Here is a 16,006-nt window from a genome sequence, read left to right on the forward strand (position 1 = left end):
GAAATTGAGCCGGAGCTACGGCGAAGGTTCGGGGTAAGTTAGTCGCTAGCCGGAATGAAAGCTCCTCGGCGGGTGTGAAAAGCGTTATTGAACAAGGAGACAACTGTGCCCAGCATAATTGACGACCTCGACAAACCCAACCTGTCGATAAAGGAACTGTGGGAGTTCCTTTACTACGACGAGGACTTGCCCGTGACCTTGCGTCAGCTCGAACGTGCGGTCTGGGCTGGCGAGATCGAACCCACCAAGCTGTCGAACAACAACTACTTCAGCAAGCGCGATGGCATGAATTGGGTTGCGGCGCAGAAGGGCAAGCGTCGATCAACATTCAAAAGCGCTGCCCAATAGAGAAAATGCCCACGGTCGGTTTGGCGGGCGACCGTGGGCGATGTCCTATGCCAGGCGACAACTGACAAAACAAGGAACGACGATGACTATACTCGCCAAATCGGCTGCACACGAAGATATTTCGGATCACCAGCGGCTCTACACGATTCTCTGTGCGCTCGGTTTTGCTGCCCGGGAAAGGGTTTCAATCAACACGCGAGCGCCGGGTGGTCGATTCGCATCGGAGCTGTACGAAGCCAGAGAGCTAGTCCGTTGGGTGCCGCCGCAGGACCGCGACGTCTGGTTTGGCGTCAATCCTGTTGGGCGGCATGTGACGCGTGGCCGTGGGGCCGAAGCTGACATTGCCCGCGTGCGGACGCTGTTTGCTGACCTGGACATCAAGCCGGGCAAGCAATTCGACTCGATGGCGCAGTGCGAGGAGGCGGCGCGACGACTTGCCGTCCGTCTCGGCGCGGTACCTGTGGCGCTGATCCAGAGCGGCCATGGCCTGCAACCGTTGTGGCGGATTGCGTCTCCGCCCCGTGATAGCAACGTGATTGACCGGGACCGGTCGCGCGACGACTGGAAGTTGGCCTATGCGCGGTGGGGCTCGCTGGTCCAGGACGCCGCACGCGACGTGATGTGGTCGCCGGATGGTTCGCAGACCATGCGGACCGTCGACAACATCTACGAGCTGTCGCGGGTGTTGCGGTGCCCCGGCTCGGTGAACTGGAAGAACCCCGATGCCCCGGTGCCCGTGCGGACCGAGTTGTTGTCTTGCTGGGGACGGGTAGACGGCAATGGTTTGGTGGCGGTCTTGGATCGCGCGAACGTGGGCCCGCTGGCTGCTGTGCGGTCGGTCGGGGCTCGTGTGGCGACGAGCCTTGCTGAAGCTGACTCGTGGCTCATGGAGCAGGTTGGCGCTGACCTGGATGCTGCCGAACTCCGTGAGCTTCCGCGCAGCAAGACCTTGTGGCAGTACCTCAACCCCGCCGCACTGGTCGACGTGCTGGATGACCCCAACGGCGCGCACCAGGCGATGAACGCAAAAGTGCTGCACGCGGTGCTGAACCACCCCGGGTTTGATGCACACCTTCTTTCGAGGGAAGGTCGTTTGCATCATGCCAAGGAAGTACGACGACGAGTTCAAGGCCCGAGCGGTCCGGTTGGTCACCGACCATGCCGAGGAGTACGACACCCGCACGGCCTGCATCACCGCGGTCGCCAAGCGGTTGGGGGTGTCGTATGAATCACTGCGCCGCTGGGTCAACCAGACCGAGGTCGACACCGGCCAACGTGACGGGGTGCCCACCGACGTCGCCCGTGAGAATAGAGAGCTGAAGCGCAAGAACCGCGAGCTTGAGGAAACCATCGAAATCCTCAAGGCGGCAACAAGTTTCTTCGTGCGGGAGAGCGACCCGCGACACCGTTGATTTGTGCGTTCATCGCCGAGCATCGTGCTCGGTTCGGGGTCGCTCCGATCTGCCGCGTGCTCACTGAGCACGGCTGCCAGATCGCCCCGAGAACCTTCTACGCCTGGCTGACCCGCCCCCCATCCGCTCGGGCGCTGTGGGACACCGTCATCACCGAGGTGCTCGCCGGCTTCTACGAGCCAGACGAGCACGGCCGACGCAAACCGGAGTCACTGTACGGGGCTACCAAGATGTGGGCTCACCTGCACCGACAAGGCATTGTGGTGGCCCGCTGCACCGTGGAGCGCCTCATGCGGGCCAACGGCTGGCGCGGGGTTACCCGCCGCAAGAAGGTCCGCACCACGATCGCCGATCCCGCCGCGGCGCGGGCGGCCGATCTGGTCAAACGCCGGTTCCGGGTGCCCGCGCCCAACGTGCTGCTGGTCGCGGACTTCACCTACGTACGGCTGACCAACGGAACGTTCGTCTACACCGCATTCGCCATCGACGCCTACGCGGGCCGGATAGTGGGATGGACCTGCTCGGCCAGCAAGGAGGACCGGTTCGTGCGTCAGGCGATCCGCCACGCCGCCCAACTTCGTATCGACGAGGGTAATCCATTGTTGGGCAACACTATTCACCATAGCGATGCGGGCTCTCAATATACGTCTGTGCGGTTCGGCGAGACCCTGGCGCTGTCTGGACTGGTGGCCTCAATCGGGACAGTCGGCGATGCCTTCGATAACGCTCTGGCGGAGACGACCATAGGGCTCTACAAGACTGAAGCCGTCCGCGATGACTCGCCGTTTCGGCGCGGCCCTCTGAGCCGTCTGACCGACGTGGAGCTGCTCACCGCCGAGTGGGTGCACTGGTACAACGCCGACCGGCTCATGCACCGCCTCGGTCGCATCCCACCCCTGGAGTACGAAGCCGTCCACTACGCTACAAACGCGGCCAACTCAGAGGCTGCACACCAGTAACCGGTGTGCATCAAACCCGGGGCGATTCAGTGCTGTCTGCCCAGGAGGGCAAGGCGGGCTTGGTCCTGGCGCTGAACAACATCGGCGCGGCCTATTTGGCGCTGATGGAGGCCCGCGAGCGCGGCGACCGGCTCGGTGAGGCGCGGCCCGGAGCGGTTGCCGAGGACGACGTAAGGCGAGCGGTCGTCGGAGCCGTCGCACGCGCCCGAGCGCGTGGCAAGCCGGTCGTACCGAACGTTGACGCGTGGGGGCCGGGTAGCTCCGCGAGCGAGCCGGTATGTGATGGCCGGCGAGCTTGGCCGAGACGACCGCGCCAACCGCGAAAGGCGCGAATCGCATGAACGACGAATGGAACCCCAGGGAGGACAAGGAGTACGGCGGGTACCTGCGGGGTGAGCGTCTAGCCCAGGCGGCGCAGGCCGACGCGAGGCGGCTGGAGGCTGCCCAGGCGTGGACGCCGCCGCCATACCCGGCGACCGCTTACGACCAGCTGGCCGAGGAACCACCGGAAGTCGACTGGATCATCCGCGACCTGTGGACGGGCAACGCTCAGGTCAACGCGCAGAAGAAGTCTGGCAAGACCACCTTGTTGCTCAACGCAACGGCGGCGCTGCTGACGGGTGATCCGTTCCTTGGACGATTTGAAGTCAACGTCGAATCAGACTGTCGCGTTGGGTTTTTGAATATGGAGCTGACCCGCGGGCAGTTCAATCGGTGGCTGTCGGACATGGAGCTGGCCGATGACGCGCTCAAACGCCTCAGCGTCTACCACGCCCGCGACCACGGGCGGCTGGATCTGGCGAACGGGGCCGTCGCCGACTGGGTTGTTCGATGGCTGCGCGATACGGGCGTGAGCGTGCTCTTGATGGACCCGCTGGGGTCGTTCTACGACCAACCGAGCGGAGGCGACCCGAACGCTGCCTACCTGCGGTGGTGGGCGTGCTTCGAGCGCGTCGTGTTGGAGGCCGAACTTCGCGGAGTGTTGATTGCCCACCACTCGGGCTACTCCGAGGACGGCGGCAACCGAGCGCGTGGGGCGAGCGCCATGATGGACAAGCCCGACGTGAACATGAGCTACCGGTATGAGTCCGGTGACGGCAGCTACACCGACGCACCTATCGACAACAAGCGATACCTCCGTGCTCATGGTCGTGATGTTGATGTGGCCGAGTTCGAGATTGACTGGGACCTGCGCACGCGACGGCTCGTGGTTACGGGCGGTGGTGGTCGTGCTGAGAACGCCGCAGAACGCTACGCGCTTAAGGCATATGACGTCATGGCTGTCTATGACCGACAGCAGCGTGAGAAGGGCATCGAAGGCGACGCGGAGCTGAACGCCGACGAACTGATCACCAAGGCCGGAATCAACCAGACCGGAAAGTCCAGCGGGGTTTTCCGGCAGGGGCGCGATCTTGCGGTGCAGCGAGATTGGTTGAAGGAAAGGAAGTCTGGTAACAGCAAGAAGTATTCGCTTGGTGAGGTAGTCCCGGCGCATCGGCGAAAGATCAAGGTAGACAACGAGTTAGTTAACCCTTCTTAACCCTTGTTATTCGGGTGGGGTTAGTTATTAACCCTCCTCTATAGAGGGTTAAGAACTAATAAGCGCCGACCAGGCCGTATGTAGGTAACCCGGCGGGGTGTCACTGGAACCGCCGAATGCAAACAACTTGGAACAAAAGGAGATTGAAGTGAGCGAAGACCTATCGAACGATGCAGCTATCGAACGGTTTGATCGCGGTGATCCGTCTCGCCGCTGCCTCGCCCATCGCAAGAACGGCGATCAGTGTCGGAACTGGGCCATCCGCGGCCACCACGTGTGTCGGTACCACGGCGGCGCTGCACCGCAAACAAAAGCTGCCGCAAGGGAATACCTTGAGCTCCAAGCACTCCATAACGTCCGCAACAACTTGCAGGACTTGGCTGACAACGCTGAAAGCGAGCAGGTTCGGCTATCGGCGACCAACAGCGCCCTCGACCGCGCGGGCGTGAGCGCAAAGACTGCCGTCGCAGTCGAAGTCGACAACGCGCCCTGGAAAGAACTCATGGGTGGTGACATCGTCGGCGTAGCCCAGATCACCCGCGCGGAGTCTCGCGAACGTCGCGGGCTACCCGCCCTGGACGCCCCGGACCCCGCCGCGCCGATAGACGCCGAAGTCGTAGAGGTACCCGAAACGGCTCCTGGCGGCTCCGCTCACGGGCGAACGCCCGACGATAGGTCCGACGACCTGCCTATGCGCCCGGCATTCGCTACGGACTACGACGGCCCGCGACCCGGTAACGCCCTGATGACCCAGGAGCAGGCCATGGCAGAGATACGCGAGGCGAGATTGCGACGGCGCTACTGAGTAGTTTGCTGATTATGGCAACGCTGCTGCACAGCGTGTGTAGCGCGGTTCGCTGGAGCTGGCGTAGGGTCGGCCGAGGTAGCCGACGAGGAACGGCTACCCCGCTAACCCGCTGATAGGAGCGTCGAAATGGCAGGGAATGGCTTAACAAAAGCAATCGGATACATACGCGTGAGCACAAAAGCCCAGGGACAGAAGGGCTATGGCTTGGACGCCCAGCGTGAGCAGATCGAAATGTACTGCGTGGCACACGATCTAGAGCTAGTGGCGCTGATCCCAGACGTCATGAGTGGCAAGAAGACGGACAAGCTGTACGGGCGCATCGCCGCCGTCTCGGCCATTCAGGCAGGTATCGCCAACGTGCTTGTGATCAACGCCCTGGACCGTTCGTCGCGGTCGATGGCGGATGGCGCGAAGCTGGTTGCTGACGCGAAGGTGGAAGGCTGGCGCATCGTTGGCCTGGACGGAACGGACTCCGACCAACTGAGCCAGTTGACCGCGCACGCAAGGCTTCTGGTCGCCGAGGAGGAACGCGACCTGATCAGCAAGCGCACGAAGCAGGGCCTGATCAAGGCCCGCCAGGGCGGGGTGCCACTTGGGACGCCCAGCGAGATACCGCGCCAGACCATCAATCGCATAGTCGAGTTGCGCATGCGAGAAGGATTGCCCGCCAAGCAAATTGCTAGCCGACTGGATGCCGAGGGCGTGCCCACCCCGACCCAGCGGGGCAAGCGTCGCAGCACCAAGTGGTCCTACAGCACCGTGCGCGGTGTGCTCGCTCGGGAAGGAGTTATGTGATGTACGAGGCCCGACCTATGGCCCCAGATGTGCGATTCGACAACAGCGCTGACATCGACGCCGACGCAATGCTTGGCGCAATCGCGCAGAGCCCCAACGCCCGCGAGGTATTGGCCGGCGCGTTCTTGGAGTTCGCGCGCTGGTTCGCGGGCTGGTCGCCCGACCCGAACAAGCAGCCGGCCAAACGGTCGGCGCACGCAACCCCCGGCACTAACGCATGGCGCCGCAAGCACTTCCGTGGGTCAGGCGCGTGATGTCATCTACCGACGAGGCCGCGCAGGAACCGGCGCGCGGGGGCTACGTCGCGAGCCACGGCGAGGTCTATCGCCCCGGCTTACAAGTGCTGGTGCGGATACCGCGAGACCCACGCAACGGCGAAGCAGGCACGGTGCAGAGGACTTACAACGACGGCGGCGAAATGGTCCACGTGCTCCTGTTCGAGGACGGCACCACCGACGAATACATCTACAGCGAATTGATCGCAAGGGAGTACTGGCATGGCACAAAACCGACTCGACCGACCCGGCTACACAGCCCGTTGGTACGACAAGTACGGCAAGCAACGGTCGAAGAGCGGGTTCAAGACAAAGAAGGCTGCCAAGGCTTTTGAGGAAGACCAGAAGGCCGCCATCCGCAAGGGCATTGGCTTCGACCCCCACGCGGGCAAGATCTTGTTTCGCGATGTTGCGGCTACCTGGCTCGCGGGCCGCGCTGATCTGAAGGCGACCACTCGCGCCGCGTATGCGGAAGCTCTGGCCCCGACACCGACGGATGGCCCTGTGGCGAAGCGGCATAAGCGCCTGGAGAAATTGCGAATTGATGACGTATTCGGCGGCTTGCCATTGCACGCGATCAAGCGCGAGGACATCACCGACTGGGTGGCGCGGATGGGTGAGGCACAAAAGAAGCCATCCACAATCCGCAACGCCTACTTCCTGGTTCGGATGGTCCTGGCGGACGCGGTTGCGGATGGCCGGCTGCCGATGAACCCGGCCGACTACGTGAAGCTGCCGACCGACCACAACACCGGAGCTGGTGCGGTCGTTGACGATCCGACGTTGTTCCTATCTGTCGCTCAGGTGCGCAGCCTCGTCGCCCACACGCCTTGGCCGTACAACGCACTAGTTCACCTGGCTGCTTGGTCGGGTCTGCGCGCGGCGGAACTCGCGGGGCTACAGGTCGCCGACGTGTTGATGCCGCCAAAGCCGCTGAATCCGAATGCGCCGGCCAAGACCGCAACGTTGAGGGTTGAGCGGACGATCGCGTGGGTCAGCGGGGAACTGACGACGGTCGCGCCGAAGACCAAGGGGAGCCGTCGCCGCGTGCCCCAGACCGCCGAGACGACCGGGCTACTTCGGACCTATCTCGCGCTCCACCCGCGCCGGGACGAGCCGACCGCCCCGCTGTTCCCCGGCTTTGCGTTGGCGCCGCCTCGGCCCACCGGTGTTCGCGCGGAACAGGACCCGGGAATTGAACCCGGCAGTCGGTCAGCAGCCGCCCGGCAAGCGACCGCCTTGGCCAACCTGACCGCGCAGGAAGCGGGGGAGCGGATCGTGCTCGACTGGAGCCAGCCCTACCGGCACGCGACGTTGTACAAGGCCGTGTACCGGCCCGCCGTCCTGCGGGCGAACCGGGTTGCCGCGGCGACGGGTGACGAAGCTGCCGAGCTACCGGCGCAGCTGAAGTTCCACGCGCTCCGGCACACCTACGCGAGCCTGATGATCGCGGCGGGCCGACCGATGTTCGAGATTGCGCGGTTCATGGGCCACGCCAAGCCGTCCACCACCGAGACCGTCTATGCGCACCTGATCGCGGACGACCACTCCGACGCGATGGACGCCCTTGGGGCGCTGGCCGGAACGCCACCTCCCGAGGGCGCCAACGTGATCCCGTTGTGCGGCTAGCGCTTACGCAGCGGGAAATGTGCTCCCATAGCTGCGATGATATTGGCTGCGTTCGTGGAGTCGATCATCGTGATGATGATTGCCGCGGCCGACCAAATGACCAGGTAGGCCAAGCGAGCGACCGCATAGGCAAGAGCGGTTGCAGTCACAAGGGGGAAGTAAATGGACATGACAGGACACCGATCACTCGGTTTGCCTGTGTCCCCGTGTCCACAGTGCTGCACTTTAGGTCGTGCATCCGACCGCCTGTCAGGTTTCGCAGCGCCACGGGAAGCGCTCCGCCCTGCCACGCCTTAGTCACGTGGGTGTCAGCCCGAGCGCAAGGTAGCGCTTCGAGGCGTGTTTCGGCAATGGCCAGAATACCAGCGCGGGCGCTGTGCCGCTGCGCTGCTGCAGTTCGCCGGAGCGTTGTTCAGCTACGCGTCATGCGGCGGGTTGACGTGGTAGTGGAACAGAACGGCGTCATCCCAGTTTTCATGGCGACGGTATCTGCCGGCGCTTGCAAGCGCGATCACAATCTGTCGATATTCGCCGACGTCGCCGTCTGTTACCGTCCAAGTGATGGTGGCCCGGTCGCCAGTGACGTCCGCGATTTTTGCGAAATCCCTGAACTGGGAAGGGGCCGTCCGACCGGGTAGTGAGCAGGCCCTCCACCACAAGTCTCGACCTCGCGGATCCGTCGCCTCTAACTCGAACGTGATGGTTTCCCCGACGTCCAGTCTCGGAATGTTCTGCAGTGCGGCATTGGAGGCGGAAACCAGCTCTGGTGACCTCAACCCGTCGCGACCACCACTATCCCGCGCCGAGTCGATGGACGGATAGTGGGCCGAAGGGCCGTCCGCCTTCGACCTGTAGACAGCGAGTTGATTGCGAATCTGGCCGGCTGCCCCGGCTAGCAGCAGTCGTTCGGCAGCAAAGATCGGACGCGAGTGGCTGATCGAATTACGGACATCGAAGATGACACTGAAGTAGACATCCGTCCGTTTTTTGTCGTCAAGGATCGGCTTAACCGCTTCCCAGTGGTTGTTGACGATCTGCTGAAGTTGATACAGCTCGGTGTAGTCGAGGAGGTCCTGGCTGACAGCTATGCCGTCGCGGCGGGTCTCCTCTTCCGACTGTTTGGCCATCAATTTCGCGATTGAGTCGCCATCGAGGTCGGCCGACCAGTTGGGTACTGCCGTTCGGACGACCGCGCGGAGAGCGGTTTCTGCGGAAACTAGTTCTTCATAGGCATCGATCGTGGTGGCACTCGGGTCTACTGATTCCTCAGAACTCGTCCCCTCGGTGAGGGCGTCGGGGAGGGGCACATCAAGGTACTTCGCAAGTTCAATGACGTTTGCGATATCCGCGGCCAGCAAGTCGTCTATCCACTCCCGATCCGGGTGGAGTGGGATTCCGAACGTTGTCGCTAGGGCCTCTCGATCGGCACTCTTGACTTTCCGATAATCGTTGATCGCGTCTCGAACCGCTCCCACCAGTTCGAAACGATCAGCGGGGCGGATGCCTGACGGGTCGACTGTCACGGATGCAGATTCTGGCACTGACTTCGATCAAAGGCACTCGGGCTCGCCGACGGACGCACAGGCGGAAGGGGCCAGATCAAGGGACGAATAAGGGCGGTTTAACCCCGATCACCTGGCAGAACGCCGTCTACCAGGTGCTTCGTGGAGCGGGCGACGGGAATCGAACCCGCGTAGCTAGTTTGGAAGACTAGGGCTCTACCATTGAGCTACGCCCGCGTGCACTGCTGCGATCACAGTACCGGCAGACAGTACCGGGACAGCGGCCGCCAATCCAATTGATGGTGTCGCGTGTCTAGGACGTAGTATCTCGACCGCGGTAATGCGACCGCGACGAGGCACGGGGTGTAGCGCAGCTTGGTAGCGCATCCGCTTTGGGAGCGGAAGGCCGCAGGTTCAAATCCTGTCACCCCGACCACCGACTGATGGCAAGTATCAAAAAACAAGGAGTAACGCTGTGAAGAGCACCGTGGAGCAGTTGAGCCCCACCCGGGTTCGCATCAACGTGGAGGTGCCCTTCACCGAGCTTCAACCCGAGTTCGACCAGGCCTACAAGGAGCTGGCCAAGCAGGTCCGCCTGCCCGGCTTCCGTCCCGGCAAGGCCCCGGCCAAGCTGCTCGAGGCCCGCATCGGCCGCGGCGCGGTGCTGGAGCAGGTCGTCAACAGCGCCATCCCGGCCCGCTACGGCGAGGCCGTCACCGCCCAGGACGTCAAGCCGCTGGGCCAGCCCGAGATCGACATCACCAAGCTCGAGGACAACGACGAGCTCGTCTTCACCGCCGAGGTCGACGTCCGCCCGGAGATCACCCTCCCGGACCTGAAGGCCCTCACGATCACCGTCGACCCGATCGTCATCAACGACGACGAGGTCGACGCCGAACTGCAGAACCTGCGCGCCCGCTTCGGCACCCTGACCGGGGTCGACCGCGCGGCCGCCGACGGCGACTTCGTCTCGCTCGACCTGTCGGCCACCGTCGACGGTGAGGACGTGCCGGAGGCCAAGACCGAGGGCCTGTCGCACCAGATCGGCTCCGGTCAGCTGATCGAGGGTCTCGACGAGGCCATCATCGGCCTGAAGGCCGGCGAGTCCAAGGAATTCCCGACCACGCTGGCCGCCGGCGAGCACGCCGGTAAGGAAGCCCAGGTCACCGTCACCGTCAAGTCGGTCAAGGAGCGCGAGCTGCCGGAGCCCGACGACGACTTCGCCCAGCTGGCCAGCGAGTTCGACACCATCGAAGAGCTCAAGGAGAGCCTGGTCGCCCAGGTGCGCCGGGTGAAGCAGATCGGCCAGGCCGAGCAGATCCGCGACAAGGCCGTCGAGACCCTGCTGGAGCAGATCGAGGTGCCGCTGCCCGAGGCCATCGTCCAGGCGACCGTCGACGAGACCGTCCACAACGCGATCCACGGACTCGACCACGACGAGGCCAAGTTCGAGGAGCAGCTCAAGGAGCAGGGCAGCAGCCGCGAAGAGTTCGACGCGGACACCCGCACCAACGCCGAGAAGGCCGTCAAGACCCAGCTGCTGATGGACGCCATCGCCGACGAGCTGGACGTCAAGGTCGGCCAGGGCGACCTGATGGAGCGCATCGCCCTGATGGCCCGCCAGTACGGCATCGAGCCGCAGCAGCTGATCCAGATCCTGCAGCAGAACAACCAGCTGCCGTCCATGTTCGCCGACATCCGTCGCGGCATGACGATTGCCGCTGTGGTCTCCGGTGCGACCGTCACCGACACCGACGGCAACACCGTCGACACCGCGGAGTTCTTCGGCCCGGCCGGCGACGCCGCCGAGGCCGAGGTCGCCGAGGCTGCCGACGAGGCCGAGGCTCTCGCCGCCGACGAGCCCGAGGCCGTCGAGGACGAGAAGCCCGCCAAGGCCAAGAAGGCGAAGGCCGAGGCCAAGGACGAGAAGCCGGCCAAAGAGAAGAAGGCCAAGAAGGCGAAGGACGAGGACTGAGTCCTCGAACTCTGATCGTGGTACGGGTGCCGCAGGTGTCTTCACTGATGCCTGCGGCACCGTCCGCTCTCCGGCGACTGTGACGCTGTGAGCGAACTAGACCGCGTCGGGGACTCGCGGCCGTCGGCCGTTGGTTAATGTCGTGTGGACGAACTCGAGAAAGCAGGTATCCAGTCGTGACTGACATGCGTTCAAGCGCACCGGGGCTCAACCTCACGGACTCGGTCTATGAGCGTTTGCTTGCCGAGCGCATCATCTTCCTGGGGTCGCAGGTCGACGACGACATCGCCAACCGGCTGTGCGCGCAGATTCTGCTGCTGACGGCCGAGGATCCGTCCAAAGACATCCACATGTACATCAACTCGCCGGGTGGCTCGATCAGCGCCGGCATGGCGATCTTCGACACCATGGAGTTGTCGGAGTGCGACATCGCCACCTACGCGATGGGTATGGCGGCGTCGATGGGCGAGTTCCTGCTGGCCGCCGGCACCAAGGGCAAGCGTCACGCCCTGCCGCACGCCCGCATCCTGATGCACCAGCCGCTCGGTGGCGTCACCGGCAGCGCAGCGGACATCGCCATCCAGGCCGAGCAGTTCCACGTCATCAAGAAGGAGATGTTCCGGCTGAACGCTGAGTTCACCGGCAAGAGCATCGAGCAGATCGAGGCCGACTCCGACCGCGACCGCTGGTTCACCGCGCAGGAAGCGCTGGAATACGGCTTCGTCGACCACATCATCACCCGTGCAAACCTCAACGGCGGCAAGGGAGCCTCGAAGTGATCTCCAAGCATCTGAACCCGGAGCTGGCTCCGCAGGCCCGCTACATCCTGCCGCAGTTCAGCGAGCGCACCCACCTCGGTGAGCGCATCGTCGACCCCTACGCCAAGCTGTTCGACGAGCGCATCATCTTCCTGGGTGCCCAGGTCGACGACGTGTCCGCCAACGACGTGATGGCCCAGCTGCTGGTGCTCGAGTCGCAGGACCCCGATCGCGACATCACGATGTACATCAACTCGCCGGGTGGCTCGTTCACCTCGCTGATGGCGATCTACGACACCATGCAGTACGTCCGCGCCGACATCCAGACGGTCTGCCTCGGTCAGGCCGCCTCGGCCGCTGCGGTGCTGCTGGCCGCCGGTACGCCGGGCAAGCGCATGGCCCTGCCGAACGCTCGGGTGCTGATCCACCAGCCGTCGCTCGGTGGCGTCATCCAGGGGCAGTTCTCCGACCTGGAAATCCAGGCCGCCGAGATCGAGCGCATGCGCACCCTCATGGAGGAGACGCTGGCGCGGCACACCGGCAAGGATGCCGCGACCATCCGCAAGGACACCGACCGCGACAAGATCCTCACCGCGACCGGCGCCAAGGACTACGGGATCATCGACACGGTCCTGGAGTACCGCAAGCTCTCGGCCCAGAAGGCCTGAGTCCCACAACGTACAGCGGCCGCCAGCCTGTTCAGGCTGGCGGCCGCTGACGTTTGTTCAGCCCTTGGCCGCGGCGGTCTTCGCGCCGCCGGACGACGCGCCGCCCTTGGCGGCCTTCTTGTCCTTGGCCTTCTTGTCGGTCGCGTTCTTGCCCTTCGTCGAATCGTGTTGCGCTGCCGACGAATTGTCGGTGCCGGACTTCTCGGGCTTCTCCGGCTTGGTGTCGGGCTTGGTGTCGGGCTTTTCCGGCTTGGTGGCCGGCGCCGGATCGCCACCGGGCTTGGTGGACGAATCGTCGGTCCCGTCCGTCGTCTTGGCCGGCGTCGACGGGGTGCTTGCGGTCGGCGTCGGAGAAGTCCGCTTGGTACGCGACTTGCTGACGGACTTGGTGGGCTTCTTCTCGGTCTGGGTGGACGGCTTCTCGGCGGCGGCGGCGTCGTTCGTGCCGGCGTTACCGGTCGCGGGGGAGTCCGGCTCCGACGACTTGTCCGTCGCGGCGGTCGCGCGCGGCGTGGTCGACGCCACCGACACGGTGGACGGCAGCTCCGGCTTCACCACTTTGAACGGCAGCGCCTTGCCCGTCACCAGGACCGAGATGAAGTTCGCGACGGCGATGGCCGGTGACAGCGCCGCGAACGCCGCGCCGGCGATGGGCGCGAGCGGAGCGAGTGCCGACGGCAGCTGCAGTCCGGATGTCAGCGCAGACGGCACTGCCGCCAACGTCGAGCCGGCGGCACCGGCCGCATCGGTCACCCGCGTCTTGACGGTTTCGATGGCCTGCTGGACCGGGTTGGCCGCGGTCGGGGACGGGGTCGCGGCGGCGGACTCCGGGCTCGCGGTTGCCGCTGCGGGGGCGGCGGCAGCCGGGACCAGCGCCGTCACCACCTGAGTCAGGTTCGCGACCAAGTCGTATGCGAACGTTCCCACCACCTGGAACGGGAGGGTGAACGCATACGACACCAACGCGATCGGTAACCACGGGAGGTAGAAGGGATCGGTGGCCGCGCGATTCAGCATCACCAGCGGTATGGAGATCACGGATACCGCGGTGCTCTTGGCCGCCTCGACCACGGCCACCCCGAGGGCTTTGATCACGTCGACGACGAGACCGCCGGCAGTGGCCAGAGGGTCGGTGGCGGCCAGGGGCACCGGCCCCGCGAACGTGTCCGTCGCCGCGGCGGCCGTGATCTGCTCGCGCAACTCCTCCTCGCGGGTTGTCATCTCCTGGACGAACGCCGCGAACTGGACCGCGCGACTATCCAGGCGCGGGGCGCTGATGGGCGCGGCGTGCGACTGGATGGCGAGCTGCCCGTTCGGTGTCAGGACGCAGGCGGCCGCGACGACGCCCGCCAGCGGCAGGCATTGGAGCCGTCGGCGCGCGGTGGCGGTCGTGGCGGGGCGGGGTGATTCATCGCGCGGTGGCCTTCCCGTATTCGATTGCGTGCGTTGATCGCCGGGGAGTGGTCCTCCCCGGCAAGAAGACTAATTGACGCAGCTGGAACATTATGTCGAATGTCGAAGGCCGCCGCTCGGCGCGCGCCAAGAATTCACCAAGACGACCACCGCACCCTGTGACACGACCACGAATTCCGGCCATTCGAACAGGACCTGCCATGAGTCGACACCCACACCGCACCGCCGCCGCTCTGGCCTCGGCCGCCCTGGCCGTGTCCCTGACGGTCGGATTGCCAGTGGCCCAGGCGAATCCGACTCCCGATGCCGCGATGCAGGTGCCGTGGAACCAGGTCGGTGACGGCTGGACCCTGGCCACCTGGAATCCGGTCGCCGCACGCCGTCCGGGTGAGCGGCCCGCGCCCGACGAGGCGCCGCCCGAGAAGGCCGCCGACACCCTGTACCTGATCGATCCGGCGGGGCACCGGTACGCCATCACGACGTTCGCGCCCAACGACAAGGGGTGGAAGCCGCATCTGCTGGACTGGTCGGGTGACGGCGGTCGGGCGCTGTTCTCGATGGGTGACGACACCGTCATCGTGGTCGATCTGCACACCGGCCACCAGACGTCCTTCCCGACGCGCGCCTCCGCCCGTTTCAGCCGCCCGAACGGCCAGGCGATCGTGCTGTCGAGCAGCAGCCAGGACCAGCCGAGCACCTTGCAGCGCGTCGACCTCGCCGGCAACGTGCAACTGACCTACCCGACCGAGAACCTCGCCGGCGCCGGCCGATTCGGCGGCGACTACCTGGAAACCCCCGACGGCACGACGCTCGTGCTGTCGACGGCCAACCGGCGCAACGACGCGGCCCCGCGAACGGACAACAGCTTCGTGCTCATGGGCAATGACGGCACCGTCGGGCGGGTGCTGCCGGTACCGATGCCCGGCGCCGTCTGCCGGACGACGCGGTGGCTGGCACCAACGGATTTCGTCGCCAGTTGCACGGCGCAGAAGTCCGCCGGAAGCCAGCTGTGGAAGGTGCCGATCGACGGCTCGGCGCCGACCGCGCTCACCGCCGTCAACAACGCGAAGAACGAACCGGGATTCGACGGCGACTACGGCGATATCGACGCCTGGCAGTTGCCCAGCGGCACCTTCGTGCAGTCGCTCGGTGCTTGTGGCGTCATCTTCCTCTCCCGCGTGACCGCCGACGGGCATACCGAACGGGTCCGGGTGCCGGGCGCGGGCAACAACATCGACGTCGTCGGGGCGTCCGGCGACTCGTTGATCCTGAAGTCGACGAGCGGCTGCAGCCCGTCGACGGCGCTGATGGCCTACGACCCAGCCGTCAACGCCACCAAGGTGCTGCTCGGCCCCACCGTGAACGACGGCCGCGTCGTCGACGCCATGACATTCGCGGAGGGCTACCGGTCATGAGGCGGTTCGCGTCCGCGCTGGTGGCCGTCGCTGCCGCGGCCACCCTGTCGCCGGCCGCGCACGCCGACGACCAGCTGACCGCCGAGGCCTGCGGCTGGGTGCACCCCGACGAAGCCGCGGTCTTTCTCGAAGGTCCGGCGACGGCCGAACCGATCCGGACCCAACTGCCCGAATTGTCTTGTGTCTACCGGGCTTTCGACGAGCCACTGGGGCGGCGGAGCCTGGAATCCGACGTCCGGTTCGCCGATGCGTTCCCGTGGGACGCCGCGACGACATTCCGCCAGGTGGCCGAGTGGCCCAGGGCCACCGCGGTCGACGGCGTGGGCCTCAAGGCGGTCTGCACGTACGAACCGAATGTCACGCCGCCGTCGACGACGCTCACGGTGCTGTTGACGGGCGAACGGATCTATCGCGTCACGGGCAGTTACGTGTGGCGGTGCGAAACGCTGAAGACGTTCGCGGAACTGGCAATAGCCCGCATCGGCCGATAGCACCCGATACCCTCGGCC

17 protein-coding genes and 2 tRNA genes are annotated in these 16,006 nt (G+C 64.9%); 15 read left to right on the forward strand and 4 right to left on the reverse strand.

Annotation, left to right across the window (positions count from 1 at the left end):
* The first annotated feature begins 105 nt into the window (after window positions 1-105).
* The 9 genes from ACZ5IQ_RS08340 to ACZ5IQ_RS08380 all read left to right on the forward strand — a co-directional run bounded on the left by ACZ5IQ_RS08340 (window position 106) and on the right by ACZ5IQ_RS08380 (window position 7,766).
* Window positions 106-348: a hypothetical protein gene (locus tag ACZ5IQ_RS08340; RefSeq protein WP_464481118.1), complete on the forward strand. Its 243-nt coding sequence runs from the start codon at window positions 106-108 to the stop codon at window positions 346-348.
* Window positions 349-430: 82 nt separating this feature from the next.
* Window positions 431-1,576, forward strand: a complete 1,146-nt coding sequence (locus ACZ5IQ_RS08345; RefSeq protein ID WP_464481119.1) for a hypothetical protein — start codon at window positions 431-433, stop codon at window positions 1,574-1,576.
* A protein-coding gene (locus ACZ5IQ_RS08350) for an IS3 family transposase (RefSeq protein WP_464481431.1) occupies window positions 1,494-2,719 on the forward strand; the annotation gives its coding sequence in 2 pieces (ribosomal slippage) (window positions 1,494-1,722 and window positions 1,722-2,719; 1,227 coding nt in all). Before ACZ5IQ_RS08345 ends, ACZ5IQ_RS08350 begins: the two co-directional genes overlap by 83 nt.
* A gap of 337 nt (window positions 2,720-3,056) precedes the next feature.
* Window positions 3,057-4,259, forward strand: coding sequence for an AAA family ATPase (locus ACZ5IQ_RS08355; protein WP_464481120.1), 1,203 nt, complete (start codon window positions 3,057-3,059; stop codon window positions 4,257-4,259).
* A 97-nt stretch (window positions 4,260-4,356) separates the two neighbouring features.
* Window positions 4,357-5,064 (forward strand): hypothetical protein, encoded by a 708-nt coding sequence (locus tag ACZ5IQ_RS08360; RefSeq protein WP_464481121.1) that lies wholly within the window; start codon window positions 4,357-4,359, stop codon window positions 5,062-5,064.
* Between the two features lie 129 nt (window positions 5,065-5,193).
* Window positions 5,194-5,862 (forward strand): recombinase family protein, encoded by a 669-nt coding sequence (locus ACZ5IQ_RS08365; protein ID WP_464481122.1) that lies wholly within the window; start codon window positions 5,194-5,196, stop codon window positions 5,860-5,862.
* Window positions 5,862-6,116 (forward strand): hypothetical protein, encoded by a 255-nt coding sequence (locus tag ACZ5IQ_RS08370; RefSeq protein WP_464481123.1) that lies wholly within the window; start codon window positions 5,862-5,864, stop codon window positions 6,114-6,116. Before ACZ5IQ_RS08365 ends, ACZ5IQ_RS08370 begins: the two co-directional genes overlap by 1 nt.
* Complete coding sequence (locus ACZ5IQ_RS08375; protein WP_464481124.1) at window positions 6,113-6,472, forward strand: hypothetical protein; 360 nt, start codon at window positions 6,113-6,115, stop codon at window positions 6,470-6,472. The genes ACZ5IQ_RS08370 and ACZ5IQ_RS08375 overlap by 4 nt, the downstream gene beginning before the upstream one ends.
* Window positions 6,360-7,766, forward strand: coding sequence for a tyrosine-type recombinase/integrase (locus ACZ5IQ_RS08380; RefSeq protein ID WP_464481125.1), 1,407 nt, complete (start codon window positions 6,360-6,362; stop codon window positions 7,764-7,766). Before ACZ5IQ_RS08375 ends, ACZ5IQ_RS08380 begins: the two co-directional genes overlap by 113 nt.
* On the opposite strand, the gene ACZ5IQ_RS08385 is transcribed toward ACZ5IQ_RS08380, so the two are convergent.
* The 3 genes from ACZ5IQ_RS08385 to ACZ5IQ_RS08395 form a co-directional block, all read right to left on the reverse strand.
* Window positions 7,763-7,936 carry a hypothetical protein gene (locus ACZ5IQ_RS08385; protein WP_464481126.1) on the reverse strand — a complete coding sequence of 58 codons (174 nt, stop codon included), beginning with the start codon at window positions 7,934-7,936 and terminating at the stop codon, window positions 7,763-7,765. The two genes, ACZ5IQ_RS08380 and ACZ5IQ_RS08385, sit on opposite strands and share 4 nt — an antisense overlap.
* Before the next feature lie 246 nt (window positions 7,937-8,182).
* Window positions 8,183-9,289 (reverse strand): hypothetical protein, encoded by a 1,107-nt coding sequence (locus ACZ5IQ_RS08390; RefSeq protein WP_464481127.1) that lies wholly within the window; start codon window positions 9,287-9,289, stop codon window positions 8,183-8,185.
* Between the two features lie 142 nt (window positions 9,290-9,431).
* Window positions 9,432-9,505: transfer RNA gene (locus tag ACZ5IQ_RS08395), tRNA-Gly, on the reverse strand.
* A gap of 122 nt (window positions 9,506-9,627) precedes the next feature.
* Between ACZ5IQ_RS08395 and ACZ5IQ_RS08400 the strand changes: the two genes are divergently transcribed.
* The 4 genes from ACZ5IQ_RS08400 (at window position 9,628) to ACZ5IQ_RS08415 (ending at window position 12,669) form a co-directional block, all read left to right on the forward strand.
* Window positions 9,628-9,704 (forward strand) — tRNA-Pro (locus tag ACZ5IQ_RS08400).
* Between the two features lie 39 nt (window positions 9,705-9,743).
* Window positions 9,744-11,243: a trigger factor gene (gene tig / locus ACZ5IQ_RS08405; RefSeq protein ID WP_212812330.1), complete on the forward strand. Its 1,500-nt coding sequence runs from the start codon at window positions 9,744-9,746 to the stop codon at window positions 11,241-11,243.
* Between the two features lie 185 nt (window positions 11,244-11,428).
* On the forward strand, window positions 11,429-12,022 hold the full coding sequence (locus ACZ5IQ_RS08410; protein ID WP_212814900.1) for an ATP-dependent Clp protease proteolytic subunit: 594 nt from the start codon (window positions 11,429-11,431) through the stop codon (window positions 12,020-12,022).
* An 11-nt stretch (window positions 12,023-12,033) separates the two neighbouring features.
* A complete protein-coding gene (locus tag ACZ5IQ_RS08415; protein ID WP_318985673.1) occupies window positions 12,034-12,669 on the forward strand; it encodes an ATP-dependent Clp protease proteolytic subunit in 636 nt (211 codons plus the stop codon).
* Window positions 12,670-12,726: 57 nt separating this feature from the next.
* Here ACZ5IQ_RS08415 and ACZ5IQ_RS08420 read toward each other — a convergent pair whose 3' ends face one another.
* A complete protein-coding gene (locus ACZ5IQ_RS08420; protein WP_406801257.1) occupies window positions 12,727-13,890 on the reverse strand; it encodes a prolipoprotein diacylglyceryl transferase in 1,164 nt (387 codons plus the stop codon).
* A gap of 392 nt (window positions 13,891-14,282) precedes the next feature.
* Between ACZ5IQ_RS08420 and ACZ5IQ_RS08425 the strand changes: the two genes are divergently transcribed.
* The gene (locus tag ACZ5IQ_RS08425) at window positions 14,283-15,497 is read left to right on the forward strand and encodes a hypothetical protein (protein WP_346414367.1); all 1,215 of its coding nucleotides are present in this window, start codon (window positions 14,283-14,285) and stop codon (window positions 15,495-15,497) included.
* Window positions 15,494-15,988, forward strand: coding sequence for a hypothetical protein (locus ACZ5IQ_RS08430; protein WP_406784478.1), 495 nt, complete (start codon window positions 15,494-15,496; stop codon window positions 15,986-15,988). Before ACZ5IQ_RS08425 ends, ACZ5IQ_RS08430 begins: the two co-directional genes overlap by 4 nt.
* Window positions 15,989-16,006 lie beyond the last annotated feature (18 nt).

It is taken from the genome of Mycobacterium toneyamaense (assembly GCF_055384815.1).